The organism is Pseudomonas sp. SM4, assembly GCF_051913165.1.
Lineage (GTDB): Bacteria > Pseudomonadota > Gammaproteobacteria > Pseudomonadales > Pseudomonadaceae > Aquipseudomonas.
In genome coordinates, this window is the sequence record NZ_JBODOE010000019.1 from 1 (window position 1) to 16,236 (window position 16,236).

At 63.5% G+C, this 16,236-nt stretch carries 1 protein-coding gene; it reads left to right on the top strand.

Annotation, left to right across the window (positions count from 1 at the left end; genetic code table 11):
• Positions 1–657: 657 nt before the first annotated feature.
• Entirely contained in the window at positions 658–16,221 is a 15,564-nt protein-coding gene (locus ACQ4MY_RS26800; RefSeq protein ID WP_440097012.1) for a non-ribosomal peptide synthetase, read from the top strand.
• The last annotated feature ends 15 nt before the right edge of the window (positions 16,222–16,236 follow it).

The following is a 16,236-nucleotide window of genomic DNA, read 5'->3' on the forward strand; positions in this document are numbered from 1 at the left end:
AGGCCTTATACATAGATGCAATCGGGTAACAGTGTTCAAAAGCCGGTTGAATGATGGGGCGAGTCCATACATAGGAGTTGCGGCACGCTGCGATCTTTTGCTTGTGATCTTTGAAGATCAAAAGATCGCAGCCTCGTTGCACTCGACAGCTCCTACCGGGTTGGGTATCGGGCAGTCGGCACGATCTCCTGTAGGAGCTGCGGCACGCTGCGATCTTTTGCCTGTGATCTTGAAGATCAAAAGATCGCAGCCTCGTTGCACTCGACAGCTCCTACCGGGGTGTGTGTCGGGCAGGCGGCACGGTGTCCTGTAGGAGCTGCGGCACGCTGCGATCTTTTGCTTGTGAACTTGGAGATCAAAAGATCGCAGCCTCGTTGCACTCGACAGCTCCTACCGGGTTGGGTGTCGGGCAGGCGGCACGGTCTCCTGTAGGAGCTGCAGCACGCTGCGATCTTTTGCCTGTGATCTTGAAGATCAAAAGATCGCAGCCTCGTTGCACTCGACAGCTCCTACAGGGGCTGTGCTGGGCGATGGGGAAATCCGCGTTTTGCCTCCCGCCTGACAGTTGTTCTCATTCGCTAATTTTTCCGGTCTGGATTCGTTTTATAGGGACGACGTGCCTTTGTGCTTCCTGCCTACTGATCCGGATGCTAAGAAATGAATGCTGAAGACTCCTTGAAACTCGCTCGCCGGTTTATCGGGTTGCCCCTGGAAAAGCGCCAGATGTTTCTGGCCGCCCTGAGTAAGGAAGGGGTGGATTTTTCCCGGTTCCCGATACCCGCCGGTGTCGAGGTCGAGGACCGTCAGGCGTTGTCCTACGCCCAGCAACGCATGTGGTTTCTCTGGCAGCTGGATCAGCACAGCGGCGCGTACAACCTGCCCGGCGCGGTGCGGCTCAAGGGGCGTTTGAACAAGGCAGCGGTGGAGCAGGCGTTCGAAAGCCTGGTGGCGCGCCACGAAACCCTGCGCACCGTGTTCGAGCGCCAGGCCGATGATCGCTTGCAACAAGTGCCGGGCAGCGTGCCATTGCGCGTCGAGCAGATTGATCTTCGCGATCTGCCGCAAGCAGCACGTGAGCAGGCGGTGCTGCGCGAGGTCGAGGCGCAATCCGTGTTGCCGTTCGATCTGGCGCAAGGGCCGTTGCTGCGGGTCAAGTTGCTGCAACTCGCCGAGCAGGAACACGTCCTCCTGCTGACGCTGCACCACATCGTCTCCGACGGCTGGTCGATGAACGTCCTGATCGACGAGTTCACCCGTTGCTACGACGCCCATGATGCCGGCGTCGAGCCGCAACTGCCGGCGCTGCCGATCCAGTACAGCGACTATGCCCTGTGGCAGCGCCGCTGGCTGGAAGCGGGCGAGCAAGCGCGGCAACTGGAATACTGGCAGGCGCGTCTGGGTGATGAGCATCCGGTGCTCGAACTGCCGACCGATCACTCGCGCCCGGCCATGCCAAGCTATCGCGGCACCCGCCATGACTTCGCCCTCGACCCTGAACTGGCAGAGCAACTGCGCAGCACCGCGCGCCAACACAACATCACCTTGTTCATGTTGCTGCTCGGCGCCTTCAATGTGTTGCTGCATCGCTATACCGGGCAAAACGATATCCGCGTCGGCGTGCCCATCGCCAACCGTAACCGCGCGGAAGTCGAAGGCCTGATCGGCTTCTTCGTCAACACCCAAGTGCTGCGCACCGAACTGGATGGCCAGACCCGCGTCGATGAATTGCTACGCGCTATCAAAGACACTGCGCTGGGGGCGCAGGCGCATCAGGATCTGCCGTTCGAGCGTCTGGTCGAAGCGCTCAAACTTGAGCGCAGCCTCAGCCACACGCCGCTGTTCCAGGTGATGTACAACCATCAGCCGCAAGTCGCCGATATGTCTGCGCTGACCACCGCCTCCGGCCTGCAGCTGAGTGCGCTGGACTGGCAGAGCCGCACCACCCAGTTCGACCTCACACTCGATACCTATGAGCAGGGCGGCAAGCTGCGTGCGGCATTGACCTACGCCAGCGACCTGTTCGACGCCGCGACCATCGAGCGCATGGCGCGGCACTGGACGCGCCTGTTGCAGGCGATGGTTGGCGATGCTTCTCAGCGTATCGGCGAACTGCCGCTGCTCGATGCCGACGAAGTGCGAGTGCTGGTCCACGACTGGAACAACACCGCGCAACACTACCCGACCGAACACTGCATGCACCAATTGATCGAGGCGCAGGCACAGCGCACGCCGGACGCCACGGCGCTGGTGTTCGGCAACGTCGAATTGAGTTACGCGCAACTGGAGGCGCGGGCCAACCAATTGGCCAATCTGTTGCGCGAGCAAGGCGTCGGCCCGGATGTGTTGGTGGGCATTGCGCTCGAGCGCTCGATTGAAATGGTCGTCGGCCTGCTGGCGATCCACAAGGCCGGTGGCGCCTACGTGCCGCTCGACCCGGAATACCCGCAAGAACGCCTGGCCTACATGATCGAAGACAGCGCGATTGCCTTGCTGTTGACCCAGAGCAGTCTGCTCGAACGCTTGCCGACCCAAGGCGTAAGCGTCATCACACTCGATCAGGACGGCGACTGGCTGGAGCGCTACAGCGATGCGCGTCCAGCGGTAGCGATGGACAGCCTCAACCTTGCTTATGTGATTTACACCTCCGGCTCTACCGGCAAACCGAAAGGCGCCGGCAACAGCCATGCGGCGCTGGTCAACCGCTTGTGCTGGATGCAGCAAGCGTATGGCCTGGATCACCGCGATGCGGTGCTGCAAAAGACTCCGTTCAGTTTCGACGTGTCGGTCTGGGAGTTCTTCTGGCCGCTGATGAGCGGTGCCCGTCTGGTGGTAGCGGCGCCGGGCGAACACCGTGAACCGGCGCGCCTGATCGAGACCATCGGCCGTCATCAAATCACTACGCTGCACTTTGTGCCGTCGATGCTCCAGGCGTTCATTCATGAGCCGGGCGTCGAGGCGTGCAGTAGCCTCACGCGCATCGTTTGCAGTGGTGAAGCGTTGCCGCTCGACGCGCAGTTGCAGGTGTTCGCCAAACTGCCGAACGCCGGCTTGTACAACCTCTACGGGCCGACCGAAGCGGCCATCGACGTCACCCACTGGACGTGCGTCGATGAAGGTGCCGACAGCGTGCCGATCGGCGAACCGATCGGCAACCTGCGCACCCACGTGCTGGACGCGCAATTGCGCCCGGTGCCGGCCGGTGTTGCCGGTGAGTTGTACCTCGGCGGTGCCGGTCTGGCGCGCAGTTACCACCGTCGCCCGGCGCTGACCGCCGAGCGTTTTGTGCCGTGTCCGTTCCACGACGGCGCGCGCCTCTATCGCACCGGTGACCGTGTGCGCCAGCGTGCCGACGGCGTGATCGAATACCTTGGCCGTCTCGATCATCAGGTCAAGCTGCGCGGCCTGCGCATCGAACTCGGTGAAATCGAAACCCGCCTGATCCAGCATCCGCTGGTCCGTGAAGCGGTGGTGCTGGTGCAGGGCGCCAAGCATCTGGTGGCGTATCTGGTGTTGGAAGGTACCGAGCCCGAGGCGCAATGGCAGCAGACCCTCAAGGCCTGGCTGCTCGGCAGCCTGCCGGAATTCATGGTGCCAACCTACCTGATGCCACTGGCCAAATTGCCGGTGACCGCCAACGGCAAACTCGACCGCCGCGCCTTGCCCGAGCCGGAAGCGGCGGTGCAACAAGCGTTCGTCGAACCGCAGGACGCGATGCAGGCCGCCCTCGCGGCGATCTGGCAGCAGGTGCTGGGCGCTGAGCGGATCGGCGTGGAAGACAACTTCTTCGAGTTGGGCGGCGATTCGATCATCTCGATTCAAGTGGTCAGCCGTGCCCGTCAGGCGGGGATTCGTCTCAGCCCACGGGATCTGTTCCAGTACCAGACCGTGCGCAGCCTAGCCCTGGTCGCCAGCTTCGAACAGCAGACCACGCAGGATCAGGCGCCGGCCACGGGTGCGGTATTGCTGACGCCGGTGCAGCATTATTTCTTCGAACAGCCGATGGCCGTGCGTGGGCACTGGAACCAGTCGCTGTTGCTGACGCCACGGCAGACGTTGCAGGCGCCATTGCTCGAGCGTGCGCTGAGCCAATTGCTCAATCAGCACGATGCCTTGCGTCTGCGTTTCCACCAGGACGCACAAGGCTGGCAACAAACCTATGCCGACGTCGTCAGCGAGTCCGGTTTGTGGCTGCGTCAGGCTGATGGTGAGGAGGCGCTCGCCGCGCTGTGCGATGAAGCCCAGCGCAGCCTCGATTTGCACAACGGCCCATTGTTGCGGGCAATGCTGGTGGAGATGGCCGACAACACTCAACGCCTGTTGCTGGTGATTCATCACCTGGCGGTGGACGGCGTGTCGTGGCGGTTGTTGCTGGAAGATCTGCAACAGGCTTACACGCAACTGGAAAGTGGCGGCGGTGTGGTGCTGCCGGCGCGCACCAGCGCCTATCAAGCCTGGGCCGAACGCTTGCACGAGTACGCGCCGCAACTGAATGCAGAATTGCCGTACTGGCAGCAACAAGCGGCGCGCGCCGAACTGCCGTGCGAGCGTCCGCAAGGCAGTCTGGAAAATCGTTTCGGACGGAAAATCGAAGTGCGCCTCGACAGCGAGTCGACGCGGCAGTTGCTGCAAAGCGCCCCGGCGGCGTATCGCACGCAGGTCAACGATTTGCTCCTGACCGCACTGGCGCGGGTGATCTGCCGCTGGAGCGGACAGCCTTCGACCTTGATTCAGCTGGAAGGCCACGGTCGCGAAGACCTGTTTGATGACCTCGACCTGACCCGCACGGTGGGCTGGTTCACCAGCCTGTTCCCGGTCAGCCTGCAACCGGCCGAATCGCTGGCGGCGTCGATCAAGGCGATCAAGGAACAACTGCGCGGGGTACCGGGCAAAGGCCTCGGTTACGGCTTGTTGCGTTATCTCGGTGAACCGGCGGCGCAACAGGCGCTGGCAGCGCTGACACCGCCACGCATTACCTTCAACTACCTCGGACAGTTCGATCGCCAGTTCGATGAGGCCGCCCTCTGGGAGCCGGCCCGCGAGCGCAGCGGCACGGCGCAGGATGAGCGCGCGCCGCTGGCCAACTGGCTGACCGTGGAAGGCCAGGTGTATGGCGGCGAACTGGCGCTGCAATGGGGCTTCAGCGAGCAGATGTTCGATGCGGCGACGATTGCGCAGTTGGCCGCGGCCTACACCGCTGAACTGAAGTCGTTGATCGAACATTGCTGCGCGACGCCGGCCGGCCAGGCCACGCCGTCCGACTTCCCGTTGGCGCAGGTCAGCCAGCAGCAGCTCGATGAACTGCCGCTGAGCCTGGCGGCTGTCGAGGATCTCTACCCGCTGTCGCCGATGCAGCAGGGCATGTTGTTCCACACCTTGTACGAGCCGCAGGTCGGCGCGTATATCAACCAGTTGCGCCTGGATATCCACGGCCTCGACCTGACGCGCTTCACCCAGGCATGGCAAGCGGCGCTGGCGCGGCACGACATTCTGCGCAGCAGTTTCCACTGGCTGGGTTTGCACAGCGCGCATCAGGCGATCCATCGTCAGGTCGAGCTGCAATTGCAGGTGCTCGAGCAGGCCGACGCCGACCTCGTTGCGCTGGCCGACGCCGAGCGTGAGCGCGGTTTTGAGTTGAGCGCAGCGCCACTGTTCCGTCTGCAACTGGTGCGCACCGATGCGGATGCCTGGCACCTGATTTACACCAGCCATCACATCCTCATGGACGGCTGGAGCAACGCGCAATTGCTCGCCGAAGTGATCCAGCATTACGCCGGCCACGCGCCGGGCAAACCGCAGGGCCAATACCGCGACTACCTCGGCTGGCTGCAACAGCAATCGGCGAGTGCCGGCGAGCAGTTCTGGAAGGCTGCGCTGGCGCCGCTGGACACGCCGACCCTGCTCGCCGAAGCGCTGCGTCCGCCGGTCAACGGCCACGGCAGTGATGAGCTGCGAGTATCACTCGACGAACAGACCACCCGTGCTCTGGCGGATTTCGCCCGCCAGCAGAAAGTCACCCTCAACACCGTGATGCAAGCGGCGTGGGGGCTGATGCTGCAGCGTTACACCGGTCAGGATTGCGTGGCGTTCGGCGCCACGGTCGCCGGGCGTTCGGCGGCATTGCCGGGCATCGAGCAGCAATTGGGCCTGTTCATCAACACCTTGCCGATGGTCTGCGGCGCTTCGCCGGAGCAGTCGTTGGGCCAGTGGCTGGGTGAACTGCAAGCCTTGAACCTGAGCATGCGCGAGTTCGAACACGTGCCGCTCTACGATATTCAGGGTTGGGCCGGTCAACAGGGCACGGCGCTATTCGACAGCTTGCTGGTGTTCGAAAACTTCCCGGTGGCAGAAGCGCTCAAGCGTGGAGCCCCGGCCGGTTTGTCGTTCGGCGAGATGCACAACCACGAACGCACCAACTATCCGCTGACCCTCGGCATCGAACTGGCGGCGGGCCTGAGCCTGGAATTCAGCTACGACGCCGCGCGCTTCAGCGCTGCACAAATCGCCCAGCTGAGCGGCAATCTGCAACACCTGCTGGCGCAAATGGTCGCGACGCCGGACATCCGTCTGGGTGCCTTGCAACTGCTCGATGACGCTGGTCGCGCCGCCGTGTTGGCGGCCAGTCAGCCGCTGAACCTGCATCTGCGCAGCGACGCGCTGGTGCATCAGCGCTTCGCCGCGCAGGCCGCCGCCACCCCGCATGCGTTGGCCTTGCAGGTCGGTGCGCAGCAACTGAGTTACGCTGAGCTGAACGCCCAGGCCAACCGTCTGGCCCATCGTCTGCTGGCGCAGGGCGTGACGGCGGGGCAGCGTGTCGGTCTGGCGATGCGCCGTGGCCCGCAACTGATCATCAGCCTGCTGGCGGTGCTCAAGAGTGGCGCGGCGTACGTGCCGCTCGACCCGAAATACCCGGCCGAACGTCTCGCCTACATGATCGACGACAGCCGTCTCGACCTGTTGCTGTGCGAAGCCGGTCTGCTCACGGATCTGCCGTTGCCGGATAGCCTGGCGCGCCTGAACATGGTTGATCTGGACGCTGAACTGGCTGGCTATTGCGACAGTGATCCGCACAACACAGCGGTGCCCGCCGACCTCGCGTATGTGATCTACACCTCCGGTTCCACCGGCCAGCCGAAAGGCGTGGCGATCGATCATGGCGCCTTGCGCGAGTTCTGCCAGACCGCCGCCGAATATTCGGCGCTGACCGCCGAAGACCGCGTGTTGCAATTCGCGACCTTCAGCTTCGACGGTTTTGTCGAGCAGTGCTACCCGCCGCTGTGTGTCGGCGCGGCGCTGATCATGCGCGGCGACGATCCATGGGACGCCGGGCAAATGGCCGCGGAAATCGTCGCGCACAACGTCACTCTGGCGGACTTGCCGGCGGCTTACTGGTACTTGCTGGCGCGCGAATGCGCCAATCGCACGGTGACCAGTCTCGGCCAGTTGCGTCAGGTCCACGTCGGTGGCGAGGCAATGTCGGTGGAAGGCTTGCGCCTGTGGCACGAAGCCGGTCAGGGCCATGTGCGCCTGATCAACACCTACGGCCCGACAGAAGCGACCGTGGTTTCCAGCGTGCACACTTGCCGCCTGGAAGATGCCAGCGACACCTTCGGCATTCCGATCGGTCAGGCCACGGCCGGCCGCGCGTTGTACGTGCTGGACGCGGCCGGTGAACTGTTGCCGGCCGGCGGCGTCGGCGAATTGTGCATTGGTGCACAGGCATGCCTGGCGCAAAGCTACTTCGATCGTCCGGCGCTGACTGCCGAACGCTTCCTGCCGGATCCGTTTGCCACGCAACCGGGCGCTCGCCTGTATCGCAGCGGCGACCTCGCGCGGTACAACGCGGCCGGTGCGCTGGAGTACGTCGGGCGTATCGACCATCAAGTGAAGATTCGCGGTTTCCGCATCGAAATGGGCGAAATCGAAGCCTGCCTGCAAGCCCTTGAACAGGTGCGCGAGGCAGCGGTGATTGCACAGGACGGCCCGGGCGGCGCGCAACTGGTGGCGTATCTGGTTGCCACGGACGCGGCATTGTTCAAGGCCGCAGCAACGCTGCAAGCGGCGTGGCTGGAGCAGCTGAAAAACGTGCTGCGCCAGGCGCTGCCGGAATACATGGTGCCGGCGCATCTGTTGTTGCTGGCGGCGCTGCCGCTGAACAACAACGGCAAGCTCGATCGCAAGGCATTGCCGAAGGTCGATCTGCATCAAAGCCAATACGCCTACGTGGCGCCGCAGACTGCGCTGCAACAAGACTTGGCGGCGATCTGGGAAGCGGTGCTGCAAGTGGCGCCGATCGGTCTCGCTGATCAGTTCTTCGAGCGCGGCGGCCACTCGTTGCTGGCGACCCAAGTGATTTCGCGGGTGCGCCATGAACTGAAACTCGACGTGCCCCTGCGCGTGTTGTTCGAACAGCCAAGCCTCGACGGTTTCGCCAAGGCTTGCGCCGAACTGCAAACCAGCCACACGCTGCCAATGGTTGCACTGCCGCGTGGTGAGCCGATGGCGTTGTCCTTCGCTCAGGAACGCCAGTGGTTCCTCTGGCAGCTGGAGCCGGACAGTGCGGCGTATCACGTGCCGACCGCGCTGCATCTGCGCGGGACGCTGAACAGCGCCGCGCTGGATCAGGCCTTCCAGGCGCTGGTGGCGCGTCACGAATCGCTGCGCACGGTGTTTGTCGAAGAGTCGACGCAAACCCTGCAAGTGATTCGCCCGGCCGAACACCTGCTGATCGAGCGCGCAAGCTTCGACCCGCAGGCCAGCGGGGCGCAACTCAAGGCGCGGGTGGAAGCGGAAATCCAGCGCCCGTTCGATCTGCTCAACGGGCCGTTGCTGCGGGTGTTGTTGCTGGAACTGAGCAGCAGCCATCACGTCCTGGTCATCACTGCGCACCACATCATTTCCGATGGCTGGTCGATGCAGGTCATGGTCGATGAACTGGTGCGCCTGTACGGCGCGTTCAGCGAGGCCCGCGATGCACAACTGCCGGCGTTGCCGTTGCAGTACGCCGACTATGCCGTGTGGCAGCGTCAATGGATGAACGACGGCGAAAGCGCCCGCCAACTGGCCTACTGGCGCGAGCGCCTGGGTGGCGAGCAGCCGGTGCTGGAGTTGCCGTTCGACTTCCCGCGTCCGGCTCAGCAGAGTTTCCGTGGCGCGCGTTTCGACTTTGCTCTGCCGACCGATCTGGCGCAGGAGCTCAATGCTCTGGCGCAACGCGAAGGCGTGACCTTGTTCATGCTCTTGCTGGCGTCGTTCCAGACTTTGCTGCAACGCTACAGCGGGCAGCGTGACATTCGTGTCGGCGTGCCGGTGGCCAACCGCAATCGCCTGGAAACCGAAGGCTTGATCGGCTTCTTCGTCAACACCCAAGTGCTGCGCGCCGAGATCGAACCGCAGCACGGTTTCGACCAATTGCTGCAACAGGTTCGCCAGTCGGTGCTGGACGCCCAGGCTTATCAGGACCTGCCGTTCGAACAACTGGTGGACGCGGTACAACCGCAACGCAGCCTCAGCCATAGCCCATTGTTCCAGGTGCTGTTCAATCACCAGAACCTTGAGCGTCAGCCGAGCTTGCTTGCGGATTTGCACATCGAAGGTATCGCCTGGGACAGTGCGGCGGCGCAGTTCGACCTGACGCTGGACACCGCAGAAGTGCAGGGCGGGTTGGCCGCATCGCTGACTTACGCCACCGATCTGTTCAAGCGCGAGACCGTCGAGCAGCTGTCGCGGCACTGGCTCAATGTGTTGCGCGCGGTCAGCCGCCAGCCATCGCAGTGCATCGGCGATCTGCCGCTGCTCGACAACGCCGAGCAGCAACTGATCATGGCCGACTGGAACAGCCATGAACTGCCAGAATCGACCGATCACACCCTGCAGGCGCTGGTCGAGGCGCAAGTTGCGGCCACGCCGGATGCGTTGGCGATGATCTTCGGCGAACAACAGTTGAGCTATCGGCAGTTGAACAACCGCGCCAATCGCCTCGCGCTGCAATTGCGCGACTATGGCGTGGGCGCCGAAGTGCGCGTCGGCGTGGCGCTGCCACGTTCGACGGAGATGATTGTCGCCTTGCTCGCCGTGCTCAAGGCCGGCGGTGCTTACGTGCCGCTCGATCCGAGCTACCCGGCCGAGCGTCTGAGCTACATGCTCGAAGACAGCCGCGCCGCGTTGTTGCTGGTGGGTGTCGATGGTGAATTGTCGTCGCTGGCGACGCCGGGCCTGCGCGTGCTGGCGGTAGCGCCGGAGGCGGATGATCTGCCAGATGTCGGCAACCTGCCGCCAGTGAGCCGCGCGGACAACCTTGCCTATGTGATTTACACCTCCGGTTCCACCGGCAAACCCAAGGGCGTGGCGATCACCCATCGCAATGCTGCGGCGCTGATCCAGTGGGCGCATGGCGTCTACAGCCAGGCCGATTTGCAAGGCGTGTTGGCCTCGACGTCGATCTGCTTCGACCTGTCGGTGTGGGAACTGTTTGTCACCCTGGCCGGCGGCGGTTTCTTCGTCCTCGCGCAAAACGCGCTGGAGCTGCCGGACCTGCCGGCGCGCGATCGGGTCAGCCTGATCAACACCGTGCCGTCGGCGATTGCCGCGTTGCAGCAGGCCGGGCAGATTCCGTCGAGCGTGCGCATCATCAACCTCGCCGGCGAACCGCTGAAACAGTCGCTGGTCGATGCTCTGTACAGTCAGCCGACGCTGTTGCATGTCTATGATTTGTATGGCCCGTCCGAAGACACCACGTACTCGACTTATGTGCGCCGTGAGGCCGGTGGTCAGGCGACGATCGGCCGGCCATTGGCGGGCACCGACAGTTTTGTTCTCGATGCGCGTCTGCAGCCGGTGCCGCTGGGCGTGGTCGGTGAGTTGTACCTGGCCGGTGCCGGGCTTTCCCGGGGTTATCTGTTGCGCCCGGAATTGACCTGCGAGCGCTATGTGCCGAACCCGTTCAGCACCAGCGGTGAGCGGATGTACCGCACCGGTGACCTGGTGCGTTACCAGGCCGATGGCCAGATCGAGTACCTCGGTCGGGTCGACCATCAGATCAAGGTGCGCGGTTTCCGTATCGAGTTGGGTGAGATCGAAAAACGCCTGCTGGCGCACCACGCCGTACACGAAGCGGTGGTCGTGGCGCGCGACAGCGGCCATGGCACGCAACTGGTCGGTTACGTGGTCAGCGCCAGCCAACCGCAGGCAGCAGCGCTGGATCAGGAGCTGCGTGCATGGCTCAAGGAAACCCTGCCGGAATACATGCTGCCGGCGCAGTTGATGTTCCTGGAGCAACTGCCGCTGACACCCAACGGCAAACTCGACCGCAAGGCGCTGCCGGAACCTGATTTCAACACTGCGCAAGCCAGCTATGTGGCGCCGCGCAATGCTGTGGAGCAGGCGCTGGTGGTGATCTGGCAAGACGTCCTCAAACTTACGCAAGTGGGCATCGGCGACAACTTCTTCGAACTCGGCGGCGATTCCATCGTGTCGATTCAGGTGGTCAGCCGCGCACGTGCGGCGGGCATTCACTTCAGCGCCAAAGAGCTGTTCCAGCACCAGACTGTCGAGGATCTGGCGCGGGTCGCGCGGCAGTTGGAAGCGCTGGCCGTCATCGATCAAGGCCCGGTGCGTGGCGCGACGCCGCTGCTGCCGATCCAGCATGACTTCTTCGCCCAGGCGATTGTCGAGCGTTCGCACTGGAACCAGTCGCTGTTGTTGCGTCCGGCGCAGGCATTGAATGCACTAGCGCTGGAGCAGGCCTTGCAGGCATTGCTCGGACATCACGATGCCTTGCGTTTGGGTTTCGAAGCTTCGGCGCACGGCTGGGATGCCTTGCACTTGCCGCTGGACCCGCAAGCCAGTGTGCTCTGGCAAGCCGATGTCGCCGACGCGGCTGCGCTGGAGGCCTTGTGCGAAAAAGCCCAGCGCTCGCTGGACATCGAAAACGGGCCATTGCTGCGCGCGGTACTGGCGCGTCTGGCGGATGGCTCGCAACGTCTGTTGCTGGTGATCCATCACTTGGCGGTCGACGGTGTTTCGTGGCGCATCCTGCTGGAAGACCTGCAAAGCGCCTACGGCCAGTCCGTGGCCGGGCAAACCGTGCAATTGCCGCTGAAGACCAGCGCTTTCAAAGTGTTCGCCGAGCGCATCCAAGCCTACGCCGTGACCGCGCCGTTGCAGGCCGAACTCGGTTATTGGAAAGAGCAGGGCGCACTGGCCGAGTTGCCGTGTGACAACCCCGCCGGCAGCCTGGAAAACCGTCACGCGGTGATTGTCCGGAGCCGTCTCGACACGACGCTGACCCGGCAACTGCTGCAAGACGCGCCGAGCGCCTATCGCACCCAGGTCAACGACCTGCTGCTGACCGCGTTGGCGCGGGTGATCTGCCGCTGGAGCGGGCAACCGGCAACCTCGATTCAGCTCGAAGGCCATGGCCGCGAAGAGCTGTTCGACGACGTTGACCTGACCCGTACCGTCGGCTGGTTCACCAGTCTGTTCCCGTTGCGCCTGACCCCGCAAAGCGATCTCGGCGCCTCGATCAAGGCGATCAAGGAGCAATTGCGCGCCGTGCCGAACAAAGGCCTGGGCTTCGGTGCCCTGCGCCATTTGGGCGACAGCGCAGCGCAAGCGGCACTCGCTGCAGTGGCGATGCCGCGCATCACCTTCAACTACCTCGGTCAGTTCGACAGCCAGTTCGACGAGCGGTCGCTGTTTGTCCCGGCCACGGAAAAATCCGGCGCCGAACAAAGCGACAGCGCACCGCTGAGCAACTGGCTGTCGCTCAACGGTCAGGTGTATGGCGGCGAGTTGAGCCTGGACTGGAGCTTCAGTCGCGAGATGTTCGACGAGGCGAGCATGCAACGCCTGGCGGATGACTACACCAGCGAACTGACCTTGCTGATCGAGCATTGCCTGCGCGGCGAACACGGTGGCTTGACGCCGTCGGACTTCCCGCTGGCCGCGCTACAGCAGGCGCAACTGGACGGTCTGGGCCTCAGCGCCCGTGACATCGAGGACATCTATCCGCTGTCGCCAATGCAGCAGGGCATGCTCTTCCACAGCCTGTTCGCGCAAGGCAGCGGCGACTACATCAACCAGATGCGCGTCAGCGTGCAGGGCCTGGATATCGAGCGTTTCCGCGACGCTTGGCAAGCCACGGTGCAGGCGCATGCGGTGCTACGCAGCGGTTTCCTCTGGACCAGCGAGCAAGAACAACCGGTGCAAGTGGTGCAGCGCCATGCCGTGCTGCCATTCAGCGTGCACGATTGGCGCGGCCACGCCGCACAGATGCAGGCACTGGAAGATCTGGCAACGGCCGAACGCGAGCAGGGTTTTGTCTTGAGCGCGGCGCCGTTGCTGCGTCTGGTGCTGGTGCAGACGGCCGATGATTGCCATGAGCTGATCTACACCAGCCATCACATCCTGATGGACGGCTGGAGTAATTCGCAGCTGCTCGGTGAAGTGTTGCAACGCTACAGCGGCCAGGCCTTGCCAGGGCGTGTCGGCAGCTATCGCGATTACATCGGCTGGCTGCAACGCCAGGACGGCGCTGCGGCTGAAACCTTCTGGAAAGGCCAACTGAGCCTGCTTGACGAGCCAACCTTGCTGGCCCGCGTCTCGGCAGATCACACGCCGCTCGACAGTCACGGGCATGCCAACCACACCCAGTTGCTCGACAGCCAGCAGACCCGTGGCCTGAGCGAATTCGCCCGGCGCCAGAAGGTCACCGTCAACACCTTGGTGCAGGGCGCGTGGCTGTTGCTGTTGCAGCGCTACACCGGGCAAGCCGCCGTCGCCTTCGGTGCAACGGTGTCGGGGCGTCCGGCGGATTTGCCGGGTGTCGAGCAACAGGTCGGTCTGTTCATCAACACCTTGCCGGTCATCGCTGCACCGCGTCCGGAGCAGGCGTTGGGCGAGTGGCTGCAAGCCTTGCAGACGCAGAACCTGGCACTGCGCGAGTTTGAACACACGCCGTTGTTCGATATTCAGCGCTGGGCCGGGCAGGGCGGTGAAGGCCTGTTCGACAGCCTGTTGGTGTTCGAAAACTATCCGGTCTCCGAGGCTCTGGACAAGGGCGCGCCGCAAGGCATGCGCTTCGGTCAGGTGTCGAGCCACGAGCAGACCAACCTGCCGCTGACCGTGCTGGTGGATCTGGGCGATACGCTGTCGTTGCAGTTTGCCTATGCGCGCCAGCACTTCAGCGAGACGCTGATCGCGCAGATGGCCGAGCAGATGCAGCACCTGTTGCTGCAATTCAGCCAGGCGTCGACAGAGACATCGATCAGCCGCGTGCAACTGATGGATGCCGCGCAGCAGCAAGCGGTCTTGCAGGACTGGAATCGCCACAGTGCAGCCTTCGCGCAAACCGCCAGCCTGCATCAGTTGATCGAAGCGCAGGTGCAGCGCTCACCGCAAGCGATTGCCGTGACCCTCGACGAGCAGCAATTGACCTACGCCGAGCTGAACGGCCGCGCCAATCGCCTCGCCCATGCGTTGATCGCGCGTGGCGTTGGCCCGGACGTGCTGGTCGGTCTGGCAGCCGAGCGTTCGCTGCAGATGATTATCGGCTTGCTGGCGATCCTCAAGGCGGGCGGCGCTTACCTGCCACTGGATCCGCAATACCCGGCCGAGCGTTTGCAGTACATGGTCGAAGACAGCGGCATCAGCCTGTTGTTGATGCAGTCTGGGGTGCTGGCGCACGTGGATCTGCCGGCAGCGGTCGAGACCTTGCTGCTGGGCGAGGAACCGGCGGATTACCCGACCACCGATCCGCAGGTAGCGGTCGACAGCGACAACCTCGCCTATGTGATTTACACCTCTGGTTCCACCGGTAAACCGAAGGGCACGCTGTTGGCGCATCAACAGGTGTTGCGCCTGTTCGCCGCCAGTGAGCACTGGTTCAATTTCGGCCCGCAGGACAGCTGGACGTTGTTCCATTCCTACGCGTTCGACTTCTCGGTCTGGGAAATTTTCGGGGCGCTGCTGCACGGCGGGCGTCTGGTGATCGTGCCGCACGCGGTCAGCCGTTCGCCGGAAGAGTTCTATGCCTTGCTCTGCCGCGAGCAGGTCACGGTGTTGAACCAGACGCCTTCGGCGTTCAAGCAACTGATGCAGGTGGCCACGGATGCGCGGCAGACCGTGCAACCGTCGCTGCGCTATGTGGTGTTCGGCGGAGAGGCGCTGGAAGTGAAGAGCCTGCGACCATGGTTCGAGCGCTTCGGCGACAGCGCGCCGCAACTGATCAACATGTACGGCATCACCGAAACCACCGTGCACGTGACCTATCGGCCGTTGTCGCTGGCGGACTTGCACAACGAGGCGGGCAGCCCGTTGGGCGAGCCGATCCCGGACTTGTCCTGGTACGTGCTGGACAGCGATCTCAGCCCGGTGGCCAAGGGTTGCATCGGCGAGCTGCACGTCAGCGGTGCCGGGCTGGCGCGCGGTTATCTCAACCGCGCCGACCTGAGTGCCTTGCGCTTTGTGCCGAACCCGTTCAACGGCAATGGCCAGCGCTTGTACCGCACCGGCGACCTCGCGCGTTATTGCGCCGATGGCCGGATCGAGTACGCCGGACGCATCGACCATCAGGTGAAGATTCGTGGTTTCCGCATCGAGCTGGGCGAAATCGAAGCACAACTGCTGGCGGTGCCGGGCATCCGTCAGGCGGTGGTGCTCGATCAGCCGGGCGTCGGTGGCGTGCAACTGGTCGCCTACATCGTGGCGACGCAGGCGGTAGAGCCAGCGGAGCAGGGGGCATGGCGCGATCAGGTGCGTCAGGCGCTGAAAGGCAATCTGCCGGATTACATGGTGCCGGCGCACTTGCTGCTGCTCGACAGCCTGCCACTGACGGCCAACGGCAAGCTCGACCGGCGGGCCTTGCCGCAGCCGGACGCGCACCTGTTGCAGGGCGCCTACGTGGCACCGGTCAGCGCGTTGCAACAGCAGATCGCCGAAGTCTGGGGCGACGTGCTGAAACTCGAGCGGGTGAGCCTGACTGACAACTTCTTCGAACTCGGCGGCCATTCGTTGCTGGCGACCCAGGTGGTGCTGCGTTTGCGCGAAGTGCTGGGCTTTGAAATCCCGCTGGCGAGCCTGTTCGGCAGTGCCGATCTGGCCGCGTTCAGCGATGCCGTACAAGCCCTGCAACCCGATTTGCAGCCCGTTCATGATGTTTTGGCTAAATCCTTGGAGGCTCTCAATCGTTTATCAGCAGATGAACTTGAAAAACTGATTTCCTAAGAGGACCACGGCATG